The sequence below is a fragment of the Sphingomonas sp. J315 genome (assembly GCF_024666595.1).
Lineage (GTDB): Bacteria > Pseudomonadota > Alphaproteobacteria > Sphingomonadales > Sphingomonadaceae > Sphingomonas.
In genome coordinates this window covers 1111091-1134140 of sequence record NZ_CP088296.1, presented here as the reverse complement: position 1 = coordinate 1134140, position 23050 = coordinate 1111091, and the positions used below count along the sequence as shown (strand labels likewise).

Annotated in this window: 20 protein-coding genes and 1 pseudogene; 17 read left to right on the top strand and 4 right to left on the bottom strand. The window is 66.3% G+C overall.

Annotated features, from left to right (window positions below):
* Nucleotides 1-187: 187 nt before the first annotated feature.
* The 6 genes and pseudogenes from LRS08_RS05920 to LRS08_RS20230 all read left to right on the top strand — a co-directional run.
* Entirely contained in the window at nt 188-880 is a 693-nt protein-coding gene (locus LRS08_RS05920; RefSeq protein WP_257844523.1) for a hypothetical protein, read from the top strand.
* A 97-nt stretch (nt 881-977) separates the two neighbouring features.
* Nucleotides 978-1697 (top strand): hypothetical protein, encoded by a 720-nt coding sequence (locus LRS08_RS05915; protein WP_257844524.1) that lies wholly within the window; start codon nt 978-980, stop codon nt 1695-1697.
* A gap of 34 nt (nt 1698-1731) precedes the next feature.
* A complete protein-coding gene (locus tag LRS08_RS05910; RefSeq protein WP_257844525.1) occupies nt 1732-3483 on the top strand; it encodes a CHAT domain-containing protein in 1752 nt (583 codons plus the stop codon).
* 1 nt (nt 3484) lies between these two features.
* Entirely contained in the window at nt 3485-4498 is a 1014-nt protein-coding gene (locus LRS08_RS05905) for a tetratricopeptide repeat protein (RefSeq protein WP_257844526.1), read from the top strand.
* A gap of 97 nt (nt 4499-4595) precedes the next feature.
* Entirely contained in the window at nt 4596-5273 is a 678-nt protein-coding gene (locus LRS08_RS05900; protein WP_260481441.1) for a hypothetical protein, read from the top strand.
* Nucleotides 5274-5285: 12 nt separating this feature from the next.
* Nucleotides 5286-5849: pseudogene (locus LRS08_RS20230) on the top strand (caspase family protein); the annotation flags it as partial.
* Here LRS08_RS20230 and LRS08_RS05890 read toward each other — a convergent pair.
* Nucleotides 5789-5971 (bottom strand): hypothetical protein, encoded by a 183-nt coding sequence (locus LRS08_RS05890; protein ID WP_260481439.1) that lies wholly within the window; start codon nt 5969-5971, stop codon nt 5789-5791. The pseudogene LRS08_RS20230 and the gene LRS08_RS05890 overlap by 61 nt on opposite strands.
* Nucleotides 5972-5988: 17 nt before the next feature.
* On the opposite strand from LRS08_RS05890, the gene LRS08_RS05885 reads away from it, so the two are divergent.
* The 9 genes from LRS08_RS05885 to xylA all read left to right on the top strand — a co-directional run bounded on the left by LRS08_RS05885 (nt 5989) and on the right by xylA (nt 19023).
* Nucleotides 5989-7698, top strand: coding sequence for a hypothetical protein (locus LRS08_RS05885; RefSeq protein WP_260481438.1), 1710 nt, complete (start codon nt 5989-5991; stop codon nt 7696-7698).
* A 74-nt stretch (nt 7699-7772) separates the two neighbouring features.
* Nucleotides 7773-8276, top strand: coding sequence for a hypothetical protein (locus LRS08_RS05880; protein WP_257844531.1), 504 nt, complete (start codon nt 7773-7775; stop codon nt 8274-8276).
* Nucleotides 8277-8406: 130 nt separating this feature from the next.
* Complete coding sequence (locus LRS08_RS05875; RefSeq protein ID WP_257845484.1) at nt 8407-11493, top strand: response regulator; 3087 nt, start codon at nt 8407-8409, stop codon at nt 11491-11493.
* Nucleotides 11478-12350: a protein-glutamate O-methyltransferase CheR gene (locus tag LRS08_RS05870; RefSeq protein ID WP_257844532.1), complete on the top strand. Its 873-nt coding sequence runs from the start codon at nt 11478-11480 to the stop codon at nt 12348-12350. The genes LRS08_RS05875 and LRS08_RS05870 overlap by 16 nt, the downstream gene beginning before the upstream one ends.
* Entirely contained in the window at nt 12340-14157 is a 1818-nt protein-coding gene (locus LRS08_RS05865; RefSeq protein WP_257844533.1) for a response regulator, read from the top strand. The genes LRS08_RS05870 and LRS08_RS05865 overlap by 11 nt, the downstream gene beginning before the upstream one ends.
* Nucleotides 14158-14208: 51 nt before the next feature.
* A complete protein-coding gene (locus tag LRS08_RS05860; RefSeq protein WP_374580770.1) occupies nt 14209-14994 on the top strand; it encodes a FadR/GntR family transcriptional regulator in 786 nt (261 codons plus the stop codon).
* 132 nt (nt 14995-15126) lie between these two features.
* Nucleotides 15127-16251 (top strand): glycoside hydrolase family 43 protein, encoded by a 1125-nt coding sequence (locus LRS08_RS05855; RefSeq protein ID WP_257844534.1) that lies wholly within the window; start codon nt 15127-15129, stop codon nt 16249-16251.
* Nucleotides 16251-17702 carry a xylulokinase gene (xylB, locus tag LRS08_RS05850; RefSeq protein WP_260481437.1) on the top strand — a complete coding sequence of 484 codons (1452 nt, stop codon included), beginning with the start codon at nt 16251-16253 and terminating at the stop codon, nt 17700-17702. The genes LRS08_RS05855 and xylB overlap by 1 nt, the downstream gene beginning before the upstream one ends.
* A 1-nt stretch (nt 17703) precedes the next feature.
* On the top strand, nt 17704-19023 hold the full coding sequence (gene xylA, locus LRS08_RS05845; RefSeq protein ID WP_260481436.1) for a xylose isomerase: 1320 nt from the start codon (nt 17704-17706) through the stop codon (nt 19021-19023).
* A 54-nt stretch (nt 19024-19077) separates the two neighbouring features.
* On the opposite strand, the gene LRS08_RS05840 is transcribed toward xylA, so the two are convergent.
* Nucleotides 19078-19335 carry a helix-turn-helix domain-containing protein gene (locus tag LRS08_RS05840; RefSeq protein WP_257844535.1) on the bottom strand — a complete coding sequence of 86 codons (258 nt, stop codon included), beginning with the start codon at nt 19333-19335 and terminating at the stop codon, nt 19078-19080.
* Nucleotides 19336-19371: 36 nt separating this feature from the next.
* On the opposite strand from LRS08_RS05840, the gene LRS08_RS05835 reads away from it, so the two are divergent.
* Nucleotides 19372-20277 carry a HEPN domain-containing protein gene (locus LRS08_RS05835; RefSeq protein WP_257844536.1) on the top strand — a complete coding sequence of 302 codons (906 nt, stop codon included), beginning with the start codon at nt 19372-19374 and terminating at the stop codon, nt 20275-20277.
* Between the two features lie 205 nt (nt 20278-20482).
* A complete protein-coding gene (locus LRS08_RS05830; RefSeq protein WP_257844537.1) occupies nt 20483-20689 on the top strand; it encodes a helix-turn-helix domain-containing protein in 207 nt (68 codons plus the stop codon).
* Between the two features lie 287 nt (nt 20690-20976).
* Here the strand turns inward: LRS08_RS05830 and LRS08_RS05825 are convergent, their stop codons facing one another.
* Both LRS08_RS05825 and LRS08_RS05820 read right to left on the bottom strand, forming a co-directional pair.
* Entirely contained in the window at nt 20977-21921 is a 945-nt protein-coding gene (locus LRS08_RS05825; protein WP_257844538.1) for an AraC family transcriptional regulator, read from the bottom strand.
* A gap of 514 nt (nt 21922-22435) precedes the next feature.
* Nucleotides 22436-23026 carry a hypothetical protein gene (locus LRS08_RS05820; protein WP_257844539.1) on the bottom strand — a complete coding sequence of 197 codons (591 nt, stop codon included), beginning with the start codon at nt 23024-23026 and terminating at the stop codon, nt 22436-22438.
* Nucleotides 23027-23050: the final 24 nt, after the last annotated feature.

Genomic DNA, 23050 nt, shown 5'->3' with positions numbered 1-23050 from the left:
TAGTGGCGAAAGCCATTCTAAACTGTCACGAATCAGAGACTTCGCGGCAAGTTTGATATGGAAACAAGGACTGAAACTGTTAGTGTCGCGCGGGCGGGGGCCACATTAAAGAAGAACCTGCCTGATCGAGGGATCAGTTCGCGAGGCCGGCTTGGGAGCAGGCCCGGAGAGTGAGGAGACATAGGTAATGGTTAAGTTCAACAAGAAGATGGCGATGGCACTGGTTGCCGCAAGCATGCTGGCCTCGCCGTCGGTCGCGCAGGACAAGAAGGGCACGAACCTCGGTGACAAGGAAGTGCCGGCGACCGAAAGCTCGAAGGCTGTCGACACGCTGGCGCTGGGCTATCGCCTGGCCGACTATGCCCGCACCGCCAAGGATGCGCGCGCGATGATCGTCGCCGCCAAGATGGTCGACTCGGTCACCGTCAAGGAAGGCACCGACAAGGGCAAGATCGAAGGCACCGGCAAGGGTACCGGCACCGCGAAGGTGACCACCGCAGCCGACCTGTTCGCCGAGGCGAAGACGCTCGCTGCGGGTGACGCCGACATTGTCGCTGCGGTCGAGGAAGCTCAGGCCGAAGCATCGCGCGGTGTCGTGGGCGGCGCAATTCGCACCGTCCAGTATGTCCCCGGCAACACCGTGTGGACCGTCCGCTTCGCTGCCCGTGGCGGTGAGCCGCTGGTCGTCGGCGTGCGCCGTGACTCGGCGACCCCGGTCGGCCTGAAGATCTTCGACGAGAACGGCAATCTGGTTTGCCAGGACATGTCGGGCAATGTGACGCTGTACTGCCGCGTCAACCCGATCTGGACCGGCCCGTTCTCGGTCCAGACGATCAACTATGGTGCCTATGGCACCGGCGCTGCGCTGGTGACCAACTAAGCGAAACGGCTGCTCGCCCCGGGGTGCGGACTTATCCCGGGGCGGTAGCTTTCTCAAGCACGCAGCGGCCTTGCCGCGCGTCGATGGGGAGGACGTGATGCGCTCCCGGACTCTGATCACCGCCCGGCAACTTCTGCTGGCAGCCGTGATATCGACTGCATCCCTGTTCGCCGCTGGACCCGCGACGGCCCAGATCCGCGACCTTGCCGATCCGGCACCCAAGATTTTACCCGATAACGAAGGCTCAGAAGCTGCGGAGGCGCTGGTGCTCGGCTATCGCCTCGCCGATTATGCGCGCGCGACCAAGGATGCGCGCGCGATGATCGTCGCGGCGAAGATTGTCGAATCCGCTCCGGTCAAGGAGGGGACCGACAAGGGAACGCTGGACAGCGGGGCAAAGGCGGAGGGCAGCGCCAAGCCGCTGACCGGCGCCGATCTCTTTGCCGAGGCGGCCCAGTTCGCCGCGGGCGACGCGGATCTGCTTGCCGAAATCGAGACCGCCCGTGCCGACGCGGGCAAGGGTATCGTGTGTCCATGCAACTCAATCCGCACCACCCAATATGTGCCGGCCAAGACGGTCTGGACCGTCCGCGCGACGTTTCGCGGGGGCGAACCCAAGGTGATCGGGATGCGCCGGGATTCGGCGACTCCGCTGGCGCTCAAGGTCTTCGATGAAAATGGAGGCCTGGCCTGTCAGGACATGTCCGGCAACGTGACCCTCTATTGCCGGGTCAATCCGATCTGGACTGGCCCTTTCTCGATTCAGGCGATCAATCTTGGGGAGACCGGCACCGGCGTGGCGCTGGTGACGAATTGACAAGGAGCAAGTGATGCCGCGCACCAACCCGTCCATGAGACTCAAGTGCGCGGTTGCCCTGCCGCTTGCTGCAGCGTTGCTGTCCGCCCAGACCACGCCCGACATCAAGATCGAGCCGGTGCCGTCGCCCGAAGTGCTGCGGTCAGAGGCGTTCGAGGCGGCGCAATATGCCCAGATTTCCGGCGCGGCAGCCGCGCTCGACCGCACCACCGCGCGCTTTGCAGCGGGCGGCGGTCCGCTCGCGGTCCTGGAGCAGGAGCGCGACAAGAAACTTGCCGAGATGGAGGCGGTCGATCGCCAGTTCAGCGCGCTGATCGAACGCGGCGCGCAGGTGCCGGAGGAAGAACGTCGCGCGCTGACCCAGCGCCGCGCCGCGCTGCGCGCCGAGGTCGATGTGATCGAAGCGAAGATCGCGAAGGATTTCCCCCAATATTTCGACATGACGCGCCCCAAGGCGCTCGACATCGCCGCCGTGCAGAAGCTGCTCAACCCCGATGAGGCGATGGTCGTCATCCTCGTGTCCGACGACGCCAGTTACACTTGGGCTGTGACGCGCGAGGGATCGACCTGGTCGCGCTCGGAAGCGATGAAACAGGACGCATTGGCCGCCAAGGTCAATCTACTGCGTGCCAGCATGGAAGTGGACGGCGCGCGCGGATCGGGCCGTCAGCCGCCGCCCGGCACCGGTACCGCCGCCGTCGCTCCACAGGGCAAGGCGTTCGACCGCAAGCTCGCACATGAGATTTACAAGGAACTGATCGCGCCGGTCGAAGGGGTGCTGAAGGGCAAGCAGGTGCTGTTGACCAATGTCAGCGGCCCGCTCACCTCGCTTCCGCTGGCATTGCTCGTCACCGCGCCGCCGGAAGGATCGGACACCGACCCGGCGGCGGTCGCGGGTAGCCCCTGGCTGATCGACAAATATGCGCTGGCCGAGCTGCCCTCGGTGTCGGCGTTGCGCTCGCTGCGCTGTTTGCTGATCGAAAAGCCGTCCGATGCCCATCCCGGCTGCGACGTTCGCGCCGGTTCGGCCAGCTACGCGCAGGTGCGCGGCGGCGGGATTACGCTTGCCGCTTATGGGGCACCGACGCTTGCCGGGGCCTATACTCCTGAGACCGGGCGCAGCGTGACCCCAGGGTTGGCCGGCCAGATGTACAAGGGCAAGCTCGCCGATCCGGAAAAGCTGCGCGCGCTGGCCTATCTGCCGCAGGCTAAGGCAGAGCTGGAAAGTCTGCAGAAGTCGTTCGGGACGCAATCCACCGTGGTGATCGGGGATGCTGCGACGGAAACGGCGGTCAAGGCGAGTAAGGCAATATCTGGAGCGCGCTTTGTCGTGTTCTCGACCCACGGTTTGCTCGCGACCGAGGTTGGTGACAACGCCGAACCGGGCCTTGTGTTTACCCCGCCCAAACAGGCCACGGAACTTGACGACGGGCTGCTTACCATGTCCGAAGTGACGGAGCTCAAGATCCCCGCCGATGTCGTCGTCTTGTCGGCGTGCAACACTGCTGCGGGAGACGGGAAGGACGCGAGTGGCTTGTCGGGCCTCGCCCGCGCATTCTTCCAGGCAGGCACTCGATCGCTGCTGGTCAGTCATTGGGCGGTCAGCGACGCAGCGACCTCGCTGCTGATGCAGCAGACCTTCGGCAACATCCAGAAGGGCGATGTCGCTGGGCGCGCGCGCGCGTTACAGGCGGCAATGAAGACCGTGCGCAGCGAAGGGACGGGCCAGTTCGTCAGCCCCAAATACTGGGCGGCGTTCACGCTGGTCGGCGATCCGGGCAAGTGAGGTGGCGGCGCGGCGCTCCTCCGGCGTCGTGCGCACGACGCTGATTGGCATCGCGCTCGGACTAGCGGCTGCCCCGGCAGCCGCGCAGAGCGTACCGCCGGTCGATCAGGCCGCGCAGTTCGAGGCGGAGGCGCGCGCCACATTGCGGTCCGCGACGCCCGGCAGCGAGGAGCATGTCGGGGCGCAGATTGCGCTGGGGATGTTGCTCCAGGCGCGCGGACGAGACCGGGAGGCAGAGGTGCTGCTCCGCGCCGCGCTGGTCGCGGTGATGCGGTTCGAGGGCGCCGATGGGCCGACCGCTGCGCTGATCAATTCACGGCTGGCGATCATGCTGATCGCGCAGGATCGCGCGGTTGAGGCCGAGAAGATTTTACGCCGCGCCGCAGCCATCCTTACCGCGACCCCCGATGCACCGCCCGATGCGGTGGCCAGCGTGCTGATCGAACATGGCCTGGTCCTCGCAATGCTCGAGCGGCATGCGGAGGCGGAGGCAAGCCTCAATCGCGCGTTGAAATTGGTCGATTCGGGTGTCGCGGAGGCCAGTTCGTCGCTCGCGGGCGCGTTGATGGCGGTTGGCTATGGCCTGCTGGGGCAGGGGCGTCACGCCGAGGCGGAGGTGGCATTGCGGCGATCGCTGGCGCTGCACGAGGCGCAGTTCGGGCGCGACCATTTGCAGACGCGCAAGGTTTTGGTCGCGCTCGGCATGACCCTGCGCGAACTGGGGCGTGAGGGCGAGGCGGAGCCCTATCTGCGCCGCGCGGTGATCGCCCATGCGCTGACCGGAATCTGGGACAATATGGACGCGATCATGGCGGCAGTCGCGATGGGCGAGGTGACCCGGACCCGCAGCCCTGGCGAGGCGCGGGTATTCTACGCCCGCGCGGCGCTGGGTGTGCAACGGCGGATCGCCAGCTTTCGCGGTTACGATGCCGGTGCGCAGGCCGAGTTGCGCTATTTTGCGCCGATCTTTGCGCGACAGGTCGAGGCGGCGTGGCGGATGGGCGCGACGCGGTGACCCGATTGTCAGACCCTGTCGGTCGCGCCAGACTGGGCGCAGGGCCAGGATGCGGCTCGTTCGAACCTGCAGGAATTGCGCCAGACCGATGCGCCTGATGATGCCCTTAGCCCTATTGCTCGCCGCACTGCCCGTCGCCGCAGCGCCGGTGGCGCATGACGGCCATGTCGAGGCCACGCCGCCCGATGCGGTGATCGCCCGCGCCGAGCTGGTCCGCGACCTGATCGCGCGCGCGCGCGCCGATCGCGATGTCGATATGATGATGGTCGCCGCGCGGATGCTGGACAGCGGCGATTTCGTGCTGGTCCAGGCGGAGAATGCGCCGATGGTGATCGGCCGCGCCAGCGCGAGCGAGCAATTGCCCGTCACCGCGCCCGCAGCTTTGCTTGTCGAGGCGCGCGGCTGGGCCGGGGGCGATGCGGACAAGATCGCGGCGATCGAGGAAGCGCAGGCCGAGGCGAGCCGCGGATTCCTGCCTGCCGCAATCGTCTATACCCATGATTTGCCCGCCGAGCGCACATTGACCATGCGCGCGCGGGCAGAGGGCGGGCGGCTGGCGCTGGTGCGGGTGCGCGGCGATGGCGACGCGGCGCTGGAACTGGCGGTGACCGATGCTGCGGGCCGCGTCGCATGCACCGATCGTCCTCCGGTGACGTCCGGACTCGCGCGCCGCGACCTGCTGTGTCGCTGGACTCCGGGCCGCACCGAGGAATATCGTATCACGTTGAAAAACAAGGGCCGCGTGTGGACGCGCGCGATCCTCGTTTCGAACTGAAGGGGACGGACGATGTTGAGGCAGATCATGCTGGCGCTCGGAGCCCTGGGGCTCATCGCGGCGGGCCTGCCCCCCGCGCCGTCGGCCGCGTCCGCGCCAGAGGCCAAGGGCCGGATTCGCGCCGTGATCGTCGCGGTGGCGGGTTATCGCGAGGGCATCGCCTCGCCGCTGCTCGGCACGTACAACGACGCGGTGCTGATCGCCGAGACGCTGATGCGATCCGGGGCCAAGCGCGACGACATCATCCTGCTCGCCGACAAGCCGTCGCCCGAACTGCTCGCGTCGAAGGGGAACCCACGACTGCGCGCCACCAGCCTGAAGATCGACGCACTGGCGACGCGCGAGAATATCCTCGGCGCGCTCAAGCGCGCGGCGATCGACACCCAGGCGGGCGACGAGGTGCTGCTCAGCTTCTCCGGCCATGGCGTGCAACAGGTCGAGGCGGTCGCCGGGTCTGAGCCGGACGGGCGCGACGAGGTGTTCCTGCCCTATGACACCGGCGCGCCCGACGCGAACTACACCAAGGTCGAGAATGCGATCCTCGACGACGAGATCGGCGCGGCAATCGACGCGATCCGGTCCAAGGGCGGCAACGTCACCTTCATCGCCGACTTCTGCCATTCCGGGGATTCGCAGCGGGACGCGAACGCGCCTCCGCCCGAGCCGATCGAGGCGAAGCTCAAGCTGCCGCCGCGCAAGTTCGTCGCGGTCAGCGATGCCGGATTCTGTCCGCGATCTGGCGGGCGAAACCAAGAAGGGCGGAGCGGGCTGGGGCGCCTATGTCGGCATGATGGCTGCACCCTCGGCGGTGCAGGCGCGTCAGGCGATGGCCCCCGCCTTTGCGGATCCCGCCGAGCAGGCACCGCACGGCCTGCTCACCGTCTATGCGATGGCGAACTGGAACAACCCGCGCGTCTATTCCTATCGCGACCTCGCCAACCGCGTGACTGCCGGAACCGACAAGCACCCCAAGGCACCGCGCCCCGAATTCGACGGCGATATCGACCGGCCGCTGATGGGCGGGCTGGTCAAGAGTGGCGCGACCGCAGGAGCAGGCAGCTGGGCGGTGTACAAGCCCGCGCGCGTGTTCACCGCCGACACCAAGTCGACCGATCCCGTGAAGCTGGAACGGCTGGAGATGAGCGCAGGCCAGCTGCAGGGCGTGATCGAAGGGGCGATCGTCGGCCTCGCGCTCGCCGCGCCGACCGGGGACAAGGTGATCCTCTACGGTCGGGTCGAACGGGCCGATGCGTATAAGGCGATCCTGGTCCCGACTGCGTTCGGTGACATCCCGGCGGAGGCGTGGAACGATGTCCGCGACATCGACGGCAAGCCGCTGTCGCGTGAGGTGCGGCTGATCGCGACGATCGAGCAGCAGCCGGTCCAGCTCGACTATCGCATCGCGCTGCCCGCCGCCCCCGCCAGCCCCAGCGCGGCACAGGCGGCGGCACTGGCGGCGCTCAAGGAGATCAAGCCCGCCGATGTCGGTGCGACCTTCGTCCAGCCGGGCGAGGCAGCGGATCTGGTGCTGACGTTCAACGGCGACAGGCTGGCGCTGACCCAGCCGCCCGGGCAGGTGACCGCAGACTTTGGCGCGATCGATCTCGCCGCCGAACTGGCCAAGGGCGGCAGCACCCCGACGATCCGCGTGCGCTTCGCGATCGGTGGCGCGCTGGTCAAGGCAACGCGGTTCAGCCGCCTGCAGCGGGTACTGGCGAGTCCCGCGCTCGCGACGGGTGAGCCGGGCGAGGATCCGGCGAAGAACGTGTCGGTCGAATTCTATGTCGGGCGGCCCAAGGCGCTTCCGGCAGGCGCCGCCTGCCCCGATACGACCGCCGACTATTATGCAGTCGACAAGGATGCGCGCCGCATCGGCGGTGACGGCAGCGAGGTGGGCGGCTTCCGGTTCCAGCGCTGCGACTGGCTGTTCATCAAGGTGACCAACACGGGCAAGTCCGACCTGTACGTGAACCCGCTGATCTTCTCTCCCGATGGCGGCATTCTGCTGTTCGATGGGCAGGACGGGCGATACAAGATCAAGGCCGACAACCCGACCCGATTGCGCGCGGGGGAGAGCGGCGTGCTGCAATACAGCCTGACCGACGCCAGCCCCGGCGGCGACCTGCGCGACGACCTGGTGCTGCTGGTCAGCGACGTCACCGACGGCGTCCCGGCGAGCTATGCGCGGCTGGCGCAATGCCCGGTGGTGCCGGGGCCGGAGGACGGCGCGGCCTGCGCCACCGCCGCCGGGCCGACGCTTGCGGGAACGCGGATGCGCAACAATGGCGGCGCAGGCACGGGGATCGAGGAGCTGATCGATTCCGCTTTGGTCGGATCGACGACCCGCAGCGGTCCCGCGAAGAAGCCGAGCGCGGTCTCCGCCCTGCGGTTCAGCTGGCAGACCGAGCGGACTGGCGGGCAATGATTGCACACCCCGGTTGAATCCGGCACATTCTGCGCATCACTGATCGGGGGAACGCAGTGGTGTCGGGAAACTGGATGATCGTGGCGCTGTGTCCCGCGTTGGTTGCGGGGCCGGCGCTGGCACGCGACGGGCTCGTTGAGCCGGTCACGACGGCTGCCATCGCGACCGACAGTCGTGGCATGCTGATGGCCGAGGCGCGCGTTGGCGGGGGTGAGCCCATCGAGGAGCGGTATAGCCCGGTCGCATTGCCCCCGCGCGACACAGGAATGACGGGCGACAGGTATCTCGCACGGCTTACCGCGATCGACATCCCGACATCTTCAGACGCCCACGCCCTCCCGGTCATTCCAGTCCCGCCTGCTGTCTGGAACCTGTCACCCGATCGACCGCGAAAGTCGCGGCTCGACGCTGCCCCGGTCGAGCGCATGTCGCTCGAGGGAACTGCGGACTATCGTCGCCGCCGCAACATCGGGATCGACGCGCGACTGGAGCTTCGAATCGACGGACGCGAGGAAAGCGCGATGGTGAGCCTCGCCGGACAGCTGGCGCGTGCGATTCAATCGCTGGAGCGCCGCTGACCCCAGTGCGGGGGGCACCGCGAGATGCAGGTGCCGATAAATGCATCATCGTCCGGGAACCGAATGCAGCGCGCCTCGTTAAGGCTGGTCGCTTTGGGGCTAAGGGCGGGATCAGGCGTTGAAAGTTAGCATGCACGGGCAAAAGCCCAATCGGACGGCGTGGCTTTATGGTGCCCTGGCCGTTCTTCTCTTTGTACCGTTCGTCGCAGACCTGAACTACCCGCTGGGGAGTTCGGTGTGGGTCGGCTACATGCTGCCCACCGTCTTGGCCTATCTTGCGCCGCGACCGGTGGTGCCGCCGATCATGGCGGCGCTCGCGACGTTGCTTACCATTCTCGGCTTCACGCTCGCCCCTGCCGGGGTCGATCCGTCAATCGCGGTGTTCAACCGCTCGCTCGGCATGACGGTGACCTGGCTGCTGGCGATCACCGGATTCCTGTTCGTGCGCAACCGCCTCGCCATCCAGCGCGAAGAGTGGTTGCAGGGCGGTCAGGTCGGGCTTGCCAAGGCGGTGGGCGGCGAACAGCCGCTCGACCAGCTCGGCACCAGCGCGCTCAAATTCCTGGTCGACTATCTCGGTGCACGGGCGGGGGCAGTGTTCATCCGCAATGGCGACGGGTTCAGGCGCTATGCCACGCAGGGCGTGCCCGCCGATGCGCGCGTGCCGGAGCGCTTCGGTCCGGGCGACGGATTGCTGGCGGATGCGGCGGCGGATCGGCGCAACTTCGTCGTGACCGATGTGCCGGACGATTATCTCTATTTCGGGTCGGGGCTGGGCAGCGCCAAGCCCGCCAATCTGCTGATCGCCACGACCAGCGTCGATGGCGCGGCCAATGCGGTGATCGAGCTGGGCTTTCGCGAGGTTCCCGCCGACGCGCTGGCGCTGTTCGAGCGGGTTGCCGAACAGCTTGGCGTCGCGATCCGGTCGGCAAAATACCGCACCCAGCTGCGCGAACTGCTCGAAGAGACGCAGCAACAGGCCGAGGAACTGCAGGTCCAGAGCGAGGAACTGCGCGCGAATAACGAGGAGCTGGAGCAGCAGAGTCGCCAGTTGCAGGAGGCCGCCGAGCGGCTGGAGGAGCAGCAGAGCGAGCTGGAGCAGACCAATGCCCAGCTGGAGGAGCAGACCCGACAGCTGGAAATCCAGCGCGACGATCTGGCACGGTCGCAGGCATCGCTCGAAGCGCAAGCCGGCGAGCTGGAAACCGCGAGCCGCTACAAATCCGAATTCCTCGCCAATATGAGCCACGAGCTGCGCACGCCGCTCAACTCGTTGCTGATCATGGCGCGGTTGCTCGCCGAAAATCGCGACGGCAACCTGAGCGCCGCACAGGTCAAGCATGCCGAAACGATCGAGACGTCGGGCAACGACCTGCTGACGCTGATCAACGACATCCTCGACATCTCGAAGATCGAGGCGGGCAAGCTGGAGTTGCAGCCGCGCCGCTTCCGGATCGCGCCGACGCTCGACAAGCTGCGCACGCTGTTCCAGCCGGCGGCTGCAGCGAAGGGGCTGTCGCTCGATGTCGCGGTCACGCCCGGCGCGCCGACCGAGATCGAGACCGATCCGCAGCGGCTGGAGCAGGTGCTCAAGAATTTCGTGTCGAACGCGATCAAGTTTACCGAGTCCGGAACGGTGACGCTGGAGACGGCGGCGCGCGAGGATGGGCGGATCGCATTCACCGTGCGCGACACCGGGGTCGGCATTCCGGCCGAACAGCAACAGGTGATTTTCGAGGCGTTCCGCCAGGCCGACGGGACGGTCAGCCGCAAATATGGCGGCACGGGGCTTGGCCTGTCGATCTCGCGCGAGCTGGCGCATCTGCTCGGCGGCGAGGTGAGCGTGGCGAGCGCACCGGGACAGGGCAGCGCGTTCACGCTGATCTTGCCCGACGTCTATGAGCCGGTCGCGGTCGGCCCCGCGCCAATTCCGGCGCCTGCACCGACCCGCGCGCGCCCGTCCAACCCCAAGCCGGGAAAGAAACGCGGCGTGGTCCCGGCAGAGGATGACCGTGAGCGGTTGTCCGGCGACGCGCGCGTCATCCTGATCGTCGAGGACGATCCGGTGTTTGCGCGCATCCTGTGCGAAATCGCGCACGAACAGGGGTTCCAGTGCCTGATCGCGGGAACGGCGGACGAGGGCGCGTTGATGGCGCGGCAATATATCCCGCATGCCGTGATCCTCGACATGAACCTGCCCGATCACACCGGGCTGTCGGTACTCGACCGGATCAAGCGCGACGTGCGCACGCGGCACATTCCGGTTCATGTCGTGTCGGTCGACGACGACAGCCAGGCCGCGCTGTCGAGCGGGGCGGTCGGTTACCTGTTCAAGCCGGTGAAGCGCGAGCAGCTGATCGACATGCTCGAAGGGCTGGAAGCGCGGATGGCGCAGCGGATGCGCCGCGTGCTGGTGGTCGAGGACGATGCGCAGCAGGCGGAGAGCGTCAAATTGCTGCTCGCCAGCCGCGAAGTCGAGACGATCGAGGCGCATTCGGCGGCGCAATGCGTCGAGCTGCTCGGCCAGCAGACCTTCGACTGCATGGTGCTCGACCTCAACCTGCCCGACGCGTCGGGGTTCGACCTGCTCGAGAAATTGAGCGGGGACGAGAGCCTCGGCTTCCCGCCGGTGATCGTCTACACGGGCCGCGACCTAAGCGCGGACGAGGAATTGCGGCTGCGCAAATATTCCAAGTCGATCATCGTCAAGGGCGCCAAGTCGCCCGAACGCCTGCTCGACGAGGTGACGTTGTTTCTCCATCAGGTCGTGTCCGACCTGCCCGAACCGCAACAGGCGTTGATCGCCAAGTCGCTGACCCGTGATGCAGCGCTGGAAGGGCGCAGCGTGCTGCTCGTCGAGGACGACATTCGCAACGTTTATGCGGTGACCAGCATCTTCGAGCCGCACGGCGTCGATGTCCGCATCGCGCGCAACGGGCGTGAGGCGCTGACCGCGCTGGAAAGCTCGGCGGCGGGCGAGAAGCCGGTCGACCTGGTCCTGATGGACGTGATGATGCCGGAGATGGACGGACTGACCGCGACCCGCGAACTGCGCAAGGCGAGCTGGGGCCGCGACCTGCCGGTGATCATGCTGACTGCCAAGGCGATGGCGCGCGACCAGCAGGAATGCCTCGATGCCGGGGCCAATGACTATCTAGCCAAGCCGCTCGACGTCGACAAACTGCTCAGTCTGGTGCGCGTATGGATGCCGCGATGAAGGAGGTGTTCGCGCCGCACGAGGAGATCGAACTCGATCTGTTGCTGGAAGCGATCCACCGGCATTTTCATTACGACTTTCGCGGCTATTCGCGCGCGTCGCTGCACCGGCGGATGGAGCGCGCGCAGCAGCATTTCGGGTGCGAGAGCCTGTCGCAGCTCCAGCACAGGCTGCTGCGCGAACCGGGGGTATTCGAACAGCTGCTGGCGTTCCTGACCATCCAGGTCAGCGAGATGTTTCGCGACCCCGGCTATTTCCGGGCCTTGCGCGAGCGCGTGATCCCGCATCTGCGCACCTATCCTTCGCTCAAGGTGTGGATCGCGGGATGCGCCAATGGCGAGGAATTCTACTCGCTCGCCATCCTGTTCCGCGAGGAGGGGCTGGAGGATCGCACGATCTTCTACTGCACCGACATCAGCCCGGCGGCGCTGCAAAAGGCGGAAGCCGGGATCTTCGGCCTCGACCGCATCCAGCAATTCACCGAGAACCACCGGCTGGCGGGCGGCAAGTCGTCGCTCTCGGACTATTACACCGCAGCCTATGGTGCGGCGGTGTTCGACAAGAGCCTGCGCCGCCGCGCGGTATTCGCCGAGCATAACCTCGCCAGCGACTCCGTCTTCACCGAGGCGCAGCTGGTGTCGAGCCGCAATGTGCTGATCTATTTCGACCGGGCGTTGCAGGATCGCGCGCTGGGGCTTTTCGGCGAATCGCTGGTGCGCGGCGGGTTCCTGGGGCTGGGGTCGAAGGAGACGTTGCGCTTCTCGTCGCAATCAGACGGGTTCGACGATTTCGATGTCCCCGAAAAGATTTTCCGTCGCAATGCGGCGGCACTGGCGGGGGTGCGCGATGCCGCCTGAACCGGTCCCCGTCCTTGCCGTGGACGACATCCCCGAGAACCTCGCCGCGCTCGATGCGCTGCTGAGCGGGGAGGGGGTCGAGCTGGTGCGCGCGCGATCGGGGGCCGAGGCGCTCGAACTGCTGCTGCACCGTGATTTCGCCGTCGCGCTGCTCGATGTTCAGATGCCGGGGATGGACGGGTTCGAGCTGGCCGAGCTGATGCGCGGGACCGAGCGGACGCGGCGCATTCCGATCATGTTCCTGACCGCCGTCGCCACCGACGAGATGCGCAAGTTCCGCGGCTATGAGGCGGGCGCGGTCGACTATCTGCTGAAACCCGTCGATCCGCAGATCGTGCGCAACAAGGTCGGCATCTTCGTCGAGCTGTTCCAGCACCGCCGCGAGATCGCGCGGCAGCGTGATGCGCTGTCCGAGGCGCTGGGCCGGCTCAGGGCGCATGGCGACAATTCGCCGCTCGCGGTCGTCGAGCTGGACGGCGAGCAGCGCATCCTCGCCTGGTCGAACGGTGCCGAGCGGCTGTTCGGCTGGCGCGCGCACGAGGTGTGCGGGTTCCGCCCGTGCGAGTTCGAGTGGATCGCGCCCGAACATGGCCCGGCCTTCGCGGCGCTGATCGCCGACATGATCGGCGGGCAGCGGGTGCGCGAGATGCAGCCATTGCGGATGCGGACCACCGAAGGGGTGATGCTCGATTGCGAATGCTATTGCTCGGCGCTGCACGACGCCGCGGGCAGGCTGACGTCGGTCAATGTCCAGATCCTCGACGTCAGCGCGCGCAAGCGGGGCGAGGATACGCAGCGGCTGCTGATCGGAGAGCTCAATCACCGGGTGAAGAACACGCTGGCATCGGTGCAGGCGATCGCGACCCAGACGTTGCGCCATTCGACCGGACCCTCGGATTTCGCGCCGACCTTTATCGGGCGCATCCATGCGCTCGCCAAGGCGCACTCGCTGCTGAGCAGCGCGACCTGGGAGGGGGCGCGATTGCGCGAGTTGATCGAGGGGCAGTTGCGGATCGGGGCGATACCGCCCGACCGGCTGGGGATCGAGGGACCGGAGCTGGACCTGGCCCCCGAGCCCGCGTTGCATCTGGCGCTGGTGCTGCACGAGCTGGTGACCAACGCACACAAATATGGGTCGCTATCGGTGCCCGAAGGGCGCGCCGATATGCGTTGGCACGTCAGCGGCGCGACGTTGCGGCTCGAATGGATCGAGAGCGGCGGACCGCCGGTCACGCCGCCGACGCGCCGCGGCTTTGGCACCGCGCTGATCGAGCGCAGCCTGAAGGCCGAGGGCGGCGTTGCAACCTCGACCTATGCGCCCGACGGACTGCGCTGGACGCTCGACCTGCCGTTCACCGGCAAGTCGCGGCTCGGCCCGGCACAACGCGCGATCGCCCGCAGCGCCGCGCTGGCACCCGCCGGTCGGCATGCCCTGCTTACGGGCAAGCGCTTCCTGATCGTCGAGGACGAACCGCTGGTGATGCTCGAACTGGTCGACCTGCTGAACGGGGCAGGCGCGACGGTCGCGGGACAGGCGTCGGCGCGGTCCGATGCGCTGGAGCTGGCGCGCGTCGCAGAGGTCGATGGCGCGCTGCTCGACGGCAATCTTCAGGGCGAAATGGTCGATGAGATCGCCGCCGCGCTGGCCGCGCGGGGCGTGCCGTTCCTGTTCGTCAGCGGCTATGGGCGCGAGCATCTGCCTGCACAGTTCGACCGGGTGGTGGTCGTGACCAAGCCGTTCGCGCCGACGGTGCTGCTCGACAGCGCGGCGAGCCTGTTCGGCAGCGAGGCTGCAACCGTGCCCTGATCGGTGCCGGTTGCGGTTGACTTGCCCCCTCCATTGGCCTTGATCGTTCCTATGGCAACGGATGAGGCCGGACACGCGGCCGGAACAGCGCAGACCGGCGATCAAGCGGCGCGGATGCGCGGGCCGGGCCGTCGCCTCCGCGGGGCGGTGACCAACAAGATTGGTACGGCGATCCTGTCGGGGGAGTATCAGCCGGGCGACGTGCTGCCTGGTGAGATCGCCGCGGCCGAGGCTCTCGCCGTGTCGCGCGGTGCCTATCGCGAAGCGGTGCGCGTGCTGGCGGCCAAGGGGCTGGTCGAAAGCCGGACCAAGGCGGGTACCCGCGTGCTGCCGCGCGAGCGATGGAATCTGCTCGATCCCGAAGTGCTTGCCTGGGCCTTTGCCGGCGATCCCGATGCGCGGCTCATCCGCAGCCTGTTCGAACTGCGGCTGGTGATCGAGCCCGCTGCCGCCCGGTTCGCCGCGCTGCGCCGGAGCAAGACGGACATCAAGCGGATGCGCGATGCGCTGGCGGGGATGCGGCGGCATTCGCTGGCGACGGCGGAGGGACAGGCGGCCGATCGCAACTTTCATGATGCATTGTTGCGCGCGACCGACAATGACGCGCTGGTCGCGATCAGCGCGTCGATCGGCGCGGCCGTGGCGTGGACGACGCGGTTCAAGCAACGCACACGCGCGCTGCCGCGCGATCCCATTCCCGATCATGCCCGTGTGTTCGACGCCATTGTCACGGGCGATGGCGAAGCGGCGAGCGAGGCAATGCGGCTGCTGGTCGAATATGCGCTCGCGGATACGCGCGATGCGATGGCGCACGAAGGCCGCCCGGACTCCGCCTGATCCGCGCGGCGATCGCGCGCGCCATCGATCCCGTCAATGCCCAGCCCCAACAAAAAACCTGTTGGCCCGAATCGGTGTTAGCGCTACCAGAACGGTGAGGTCTCACCCGAATGCGACCCATAGGAGAGAGAGATGAAGCGAAGCGTGACCCTGTCCGTCCTGATGCTCGGCGCATGCCTTGCCGCGTGCAGCACCGGAAGCGCCGATAACCAGGCCGAACCTGCGGGCAATGCCGTTGTCGCCAAGTCGCCCGATGGTCGCGCCTATCGCGAACAGCCACTGGTCACCGAAATCTTCGTCGCCGACCCCTCGGCGCATGTCTTCAATGGCAAGATCTACGTCTATCCCAGCCACGATATCGATGCCGGCGTGCCCGACGACGATCTGGGCAATCAATATGCGATGCGCGACTATCGCGTGCTGAGCATGGACAGGATCGGTGGTCCCGTGACGATCGGCCCGGTCGCGCTCGACGTGAAGGACGTGCCCTGGGCGTCGCAGCAGATGTGGGCGCCCGACGCGGCGTACAAGAACGGCACCTATTATCTCTATTTCCCGGCGCGCGATAAGTCCAAGGACAAGAACGGCCTCGGCGCATTCCGCATCGGTGTCGCCACCTCGAAGAATCCGATGGGGCCGTTCACGCCGGAGCCGAACTATATCCCCGGCAGCTTCTCGATCGACCCTGCCGTCTTCACCGACGAAGATGGCACAAGCTACATGTATTTCGGCGGGATCTGGGGTGGGCAGCTGCAGCGCTGGAAGGACGGCGTCTATAATCCCAACGGGTCCGACACCGACCTGATGCAGGACGACAAGCCCGCGCTGTCGGGCAAGGTCGTCAAGATGAACCCCGACATGAAAACGTTCGCGGAGCCGGTGCGCGACGCCGTGATCCTGGACGAAAAGGGCAAGCCGGTGCTGGGCGGTGACCATGACCGACGCTTCTTCGAGGCCGCCTGGGTCTTCAAGCGCGGCGGCAAATATTATTACACATATTCCACCGGCGACACGCATTTCGTGAACTACGCGATCGGCGACAATCCCTATGGCCCGTTCACCTTCAAGGGGCATATCCTCAAGCCCGTGCAGGGCTGGACGTCGCATCATTCGATCATCGAATGGGGCGGGAAATGGTGGCTGTTCTACCATGACACCCAGCTCAGCGGGAAAAACCATCTGCGCAGCGCCAAGGTGACCGAACTCAAGTTCAATCCCGACGGCACGATCCCCACCATCGACCCGTTCCTGCCCTGATGTTCCTCGGCATCGATATCGGCACGTCGGGCGTGAAGGCGGTGGCGCTGGACGAGACCGGCGCCGTCGCGGGGCAGGGCACCGCCGCGCTCACCGTTCAGCGGCCGCAACCGGGCTGGTCGGAACAGGATCCGGCCGCCTGGTGGCTGGCGACCACCGCTGCGGTGCAGGCGATCGATCCTGCGGTCCGGCGGTCGATCCGTGGCGTTGGGATTGCCGGGCAGATGCACGGCGCGACCCTGCTCGACGGCGATGACAAGCCGCTGCGCCCCGCGATCCTGTGGAATGACGGCCGCTGCGACCTGGAGTGCGACGAGCTGGAGGCGGCGGTCCCCGATCTGCGCGCGATCACTGGCAATATCGCAATGCCCGGCTTCACCGCGCCGAAACTGCTGTGGGTGCGCAAGCATGAGCCGGAGTTGTTCGCGCAGGTCCGCGCCGTGCTGCTGCCCAAGGACTATGTCCGATTGATGATGACCGGCGACAAGGCGTCGGACCTGTCGGATTCGGCGGGAACCTTGTGGGTCGATGTCGCCCGGCGCGACTGGAGCGACGAAATCCTGTCCGCCACCGGCCTGTCGCAGGCGGCGATGCCGAAGTTGTACGAGGGGAGCGAGGTCACCGGATCGCTGCGTCCCGAAGTCGCCGAACTATGGGGCATGCCGCAGGTGCCGGTGGTCGCGGGCGGCGGCGACAATGCCGCAGGCGCGGTCGGGGTCGGCGTGGTGCGCGACGGCGATGCGCTGCTGTCGCTCGGCACATCGGGCGTGATCTTTGTCGCGACCGACCAGTTCCGCCCCAATCCGGCGCGCGCCGTCCACGCCTTTTGCCACTGCCTGCCGGGCATGTGGCACCAGATGAGCGTGCACCTGTCCGCCGCGTCGTGCATCGACTGGGTGGCGCGGCTGACGGGTGCTGCGGGGGCCGCCGACCTGTTCGCGCGCGCCGAGGCCGCCGGGCCGGGGACGGGGGAAGAGCTCTTCCTGCCCTATCTCTCGGGCGAGCGGACGCCGCATAACGATGCGCGGGTGCGCGGCGCGTTCCTCGGCCTCGACAATGACACCGATCCGAACCGGCTGGCGCAGGCGGTGCTGGAGGGCGTCGCCTTTGCGCTCGCCGACGGGCTCGACGCGCTGCGCGATGCGGGGACGCAGGTGTCGCAGCTGTCGGTGATCGGCGGCGGTGCGCGCTCGGGCTATTGGGGCCGGATCATCGCCGCCGCGTTCGAAGTGCCGCTGGTCTATCTGAAGGGTGGCGAGGTCGGCCCAGCGCTGGGGGCCGCGCGGCTCGCCCAGCTCGCCGTCGACGGCGGCGATCCCGCCAGCGTCTGCGCCGCGCCGCCGGTGTCGCAGCGCATCGAACCCGAAGCCGATCTGATCGAGCGTCTTGCCGCGCGCAAAACGCTGTTCCGCCAAGCCTATCCCCGCATCACGCCCAAGAAAGGTCACTAAAATGTCCGCCGCCGACTATTTCGCCGACTTCCCCACGATCGCGTTCGAGGGGCCGGAGAGCGACAATGAGCTCGCCTACCGCTTCTACGACAAGAATCGCGTCGTGTTCGGCAAGACGATGGAGGAGTATCTCCGCTTCGCCGTGTGCATGTGGCACACCTTCTGCTGGCCGGGTTCCGACGTGTTCGGCGCGGGCACGTTTCAGCGCCCCTGGCTCGCCAATCCCGATCCGACGCAGGCGGCGGCGCAGAAGCGTGAGACGGCGCTGGGCTTCGTCCAGAAGCTCGACCTGCCCTTTTACTGTTTCCACGATGTCGATGTGATGGAGCCCGCGACCGACGTTGCGTCCTATCAGCGCAATTTCGCCACTGCGGTCGATCATCTCGAAACGTTGCAGGGCCAGACCGGGCGCAAGCTGCTGTGGGGTACTGCAAACCTGTTCTCCGACCCGCGCTATGCGGCGGGTGCGGCGACCAGCCCCGATCCGGAAGTCTATGCTTGGGCCGCGCTGCAGGTCCGCTCGGCGCTCGATGCGACCAAGCGGCTGGGTGGCGCCAACTATGTGCTGTGGGGCGGTCGCGAGGGCTATGAGACGCTGACCAACACCGATCTCAAGCGCGAACTCGACAATTTCGGGCGGTTCCTCGCCCTCGTCGTCGAGCACAAGCACAAGATCGGCTTCACCGGCACGATCCTGATCGAGCCGAAGCCGCACGAGCCGACCAAGCATCAGTACGACTTTGATTCGGCGACCGTGTACGGCTTCCTCAAGCGCTACGGCCTGGAGAAGGAAGTGTGCGTGAACATCGAGGCGAACCACGCCACGCTGTCGGGCCACACGTTCGAGCATGAGATCGCGACGGCGGCGGCGTTCGGCATATTCGGGTCGATCGACGCCAATCGCGGCGACCATCAGAATGGCTGGGACACCGACCAATTCCCCAATTCGGTCGAGGAAACGACACTGGCGATGCTGGAGATCGTGCGCGCGGGCGGGTTCACCACCGGCGGGTTCAACTTCGACGCCAAGGTGCGTCGCCAGTCGGTCGATGCCGAGGATCTGTTGCACGGCCATATCGGCGGGGTCGATGTCGTCGCGGCGGCGCTGCTCAATGCCGAGCGGATCATCGCCGACGGGCGCATCGATGCGTTCAAGAAGCAGCGCTATGCCGGTTGGGACGGTGAGCTGGGCCAGATGATCCACCGCGACGGCACCAGCCTGTCCGACATCGCCGACCATGCGGTGAGCGCCAACCTCGATCCCAAGCACAAGTCGGGCAAGCAGGAGCGGCTCGAGAATCTCATCAATCGCTTCGTGTGAGGGCCGCGCGGCGGCGCGTCTGCAGGTCCGCCGCCGCCGTTGGGCGAACCCGGGTCAGCGAACCGCGTTGCGCGCCTCGCGTGGCGAATGGCCGAAGCGGCGACGGTACATCCGGGCAAAGCTGGACAGATCGAGAAATCCGGAGCGATAGGCCGCGTCGGTGACCGAGAGTGTCGCGTCATGCAGCAGGAGCGCGCGCGAGTGTTCCAGCCGGGCTGCCCGGATCGCTTCGGCGACGCCTTCCTGATACCGCCCGAACAATCGGTAAAGCGAAGCGCGCGACAGGCCGAGCAGCTGCGCAAGGCGCGCCATCTCGCAGCCGAATCACTGATGTGATAGGCACCTAAAATGAGGTCCGAGACCGATCATCTTCCAGAGCGCCAGCAGCGCGAACTCGAGCGCGTGCGCGCTATCCTGCTCGAGGAATTCGACAGGGCGATCGGTTCTGCAACCGCCGCGCACAAACGCAATGGCAAAGTGCTCAAGATCATCCTGTTCGGCAGCTATGCCCGCGAGGATTGGGTCGACGAACCCGACAATGGCTATCAGTCCGACTTCGATCTGCTGATCGTCGTCAGCCATGCTGACCTCACCGATATCGCGGACTATTGGTACGTCGCCGAGGACAGGATCGCGCGCGATTCCAGCATCGCACGCCCGGTGAACATCATCGTCCATGCGCTAGACGAGGTGAACCGCAGCCTCTCGCGCGGCGAGTATTTCTGGATCGACATCGCGCGCGACGGCATCGCGCTTTACGAGCTGCCGGGCCATTCACTGGCAATGCCCAAGCCGCTTACCGCTGCCGACGCGCATCGCATGGCGAGCGAGTATTGTGAACGATGGCACGAGAGCGCCGACGAATTTCTAAAGCTTGCGCGATACGCCCAGCAGGAGGGGTTAGCTAACAAAGCGGCGTTCCTGCTGCATCAGGCCACCGAGCACTATTACATCTGCTTCCTGCTTGTGCAGACGCTGTATTTCCCGCGCTCGCACAACATCAAGTTTCTGCGCTCGCTCGCCGAGGACAAGGACCCGCGTTTGGTCGATGCTTGGCCGCGCGCAACGAAGGCCGACCGCGCGCGGTTCGAGCGGTTGAAACGCGCCTATGTCGAGGCGCGCTATTCGGCGAGCTACGCGATTACGCGCGAAGATCTCGATGCGCTGGCACGCTCGGTCGGGAAACTGAGCAATCTTGTAGGCGCGCTTTGCACGGAGCGCCTTGCTGCTCTGAGTGCAGCCGAGGCAGGCTGACAGCCAAACAAACACTGCCTGCTCTCACATCGTCGATCCGCGCGCGCCGAAACGAATAATCTGCCTTGCTGCAAGAATCGACCCGAGCCGCCTGAGATGCCTCCAGGAGGCCCTCTGGTGCCCTCGCGAGATACTGGTGCCCGGGCAAACCAGATGAGATTAAATGTGGAGTATCAGTTCACCCATGACCAAAGGAATTGGCCTCATGATCGACCAAAAAATGCAACCGATCAGTATCCGTGTCGACGAAGCGTCCACGCTTACCGGCATGGCGCCGTCCCTGCTCTATCGGCTAATAAGGCAGGGCGACATCAATGCAGTGAAAGTGGGCCGACTGAACTTGATACCGCTTGCCGAACTGCGAAGCTTTATGCAGAGAAATAGAACTCGGGCAAAAGATGGCCTGCTGTAGCGGCGCGCGCTGCTGGGTGCTGCATTCAGTTCGCTCTCTGCGGCTATTCGGCACCCCTCTTCTCACGGCGGATCTTGTCACGCTTACGGTCGCGTGCAGTTCGATTGGTGTAGGTGTTGCGCCGCAGGTGAAGCGCCACCGCTAAAACGGCCAGTACCATCAGAACAATAAGACCATAAGCCAACATCAAGCGGGGTTCGATAAATAATACCTGTCGAGAGAAAGTGTGATCGACGTCTATCACGAGCAGGTCGAAGCGCTAAGCGTATTCGTAAGGTGAGCACTGCTCACCTGGCCGCGTCGCGCGCCTCGCGTGGCGAATGGCCGAAGCGGCGACGGTACATCCGGGCAAAGCTGGACAGATCGAGAAATCCGGAGCGATAGGCCGCGTCGGTGACCGAGAGTGTCGCGTCATGCAGCAGGAGCGCGCGCGAGTGTTCCAGCCGGGCTGCCCAGATCGCTTCGGCGACGCCTTCCTCATACCGCCCGAACAATCGGTAAAGCGAAGCGCGCGACAGGCCGAGTAGCTGCGCAAGGCGCGCGGGATCGAACTCGTGATCCGCGCAATGCTGCTCAATGGCGCGAAGTGCTGCGGCGTAGAGCCCGTTTGCGAACGGTTCGGGCTCGTCCTCGACCTCCTTGGGCGCGCTCAGCGCCGCAAGCGCGAGCTCACCCATCACCCGCATCGCAACGTCCCGTTCCGCATCGCTGAGGCGTGCCGCCTCGGCTGCGAGCGCGCGCATATGCGAGGCGAGCAGGCCGCCGATGCCGCTGGTCCGCAGCGCATGCCCGCCAAGGTCATCGACGGCGTCGCCAATCGCCGCGCGAACCGCCGCTCTCGGTAGAAAAATCGCCATTTCCTGATGATCGGGAAGGACGCTGCTCACCGGATGGCCGAAATCTATGACGTAGAGCTGGCCGCGCTGCAGCTTCATTTCGCGGCCATGCTGAACTGCCCCGGTGGTCGGGCTCGCGACCAGGCCGATGCTGATCTCATCCCGGTCGTCGGCCGCGCACATCCGTTTGGTGCGGTCCATGATGAAGCCGCGGGATTCATAGTTCATGAACTCGATGCCGGGTGCGGCGAGCGCGGTGACACGAGCATGGACAGGCGCGTCGGCGCTCGCGCGCGTGCAAGCCATGCGACCGCCCGTATTCGAGAACCAATAGTCGAGCCGCTGCGCTTCCGGGACGGCATCGGTCGACAGTTCGGCATGAACAACTGAGGCCATGCGTGAGACGATGTCACAAGTTGCCGCGCGTGTCCCGCCCCGGCGCGCAACGCTCCCGCATGCAAAGAAACCAGATAATGTCGTTGGGATATCGTAACAACTTGTCCAGACGAGCTAATTTGCCTCCTGTGCCGGTTCCGGACATCGCGACGGCTGTGAGACGTCGGGCACATTCTCGGAGACGTGTGGCCTAACCGCCACGCTTTTGCGCCGACTACCCTTGCCGGGATCAGTCGCGGACAGGATTCGCCGCAGATCCGGGGGACAGAATGAACGGATATATGACTCGTCGAATCGCGACGCTTCTCGGAAGTACGGCGACCGCTCTCGTCCTGCTGGGGCCGGCGGGTGCGGCTGCCCAGTGCGTGCCGGCGTGGGACTCAGCTGTGGCGGCGCGAGTGCTGACGGGATGGACGGACCGACGACCGGACCTTTCCCGGACGCCGGTGTGCCGGGCGGTGGCGGTACGGCGGGACTGACGGTCGATGAAACGATATCCGCGAACATTTCGACATCAGGTGGCACCCCGGCACTCGATGTGATCAGTCGTGGCGGGCGCGGGGGCAAGGGCGGGACCGGCACGCTGATCGGTGGCCGCGGAGGTGCCGGCGGCGACGGCGGCTCGGTCGCGATCAACCTGTCCGGCAGTTTCACGACCATTGGCGATCTGGGTGCCGGGGTTCATCTCGGCAGCTATGGCGGGCGCGGTGGCGACAGCGGTGTGACCGGACTGCTGGCGTCGCTGGATCCGGGGCGTGGCGGTGCGGGCGGCGACGTCCTCCTCTTGACCGGCGCGAGGGTCTCGACCGACGGGTTCGCGACGTCGGGTATCTTCGTCGAGAGCCTTGGCGGCATGAGTGGAGCTCAATCGGCGCGCGGCGGCGGCCTCGGTCCGCTGTCGGGAGCGGGCGGACGCATCACGATCGTCAACACCGGCGCGGTGACGACCCTGGGCGCTGAATCGCGTGCGATCCATGCGATCAGCATCGGCGGGACGGGCGCGGACTGGGTCGCGGCGTCGCGTGGCGGAGGGCGCGGTGGCGCCGGCGGCGCGGTGTCGGTCACGAGTAGCGGTTCGCTTCAGACCGCCGGTGCCTTTGCGCATGGTGTCGATGCCTTTTCGGGGGTG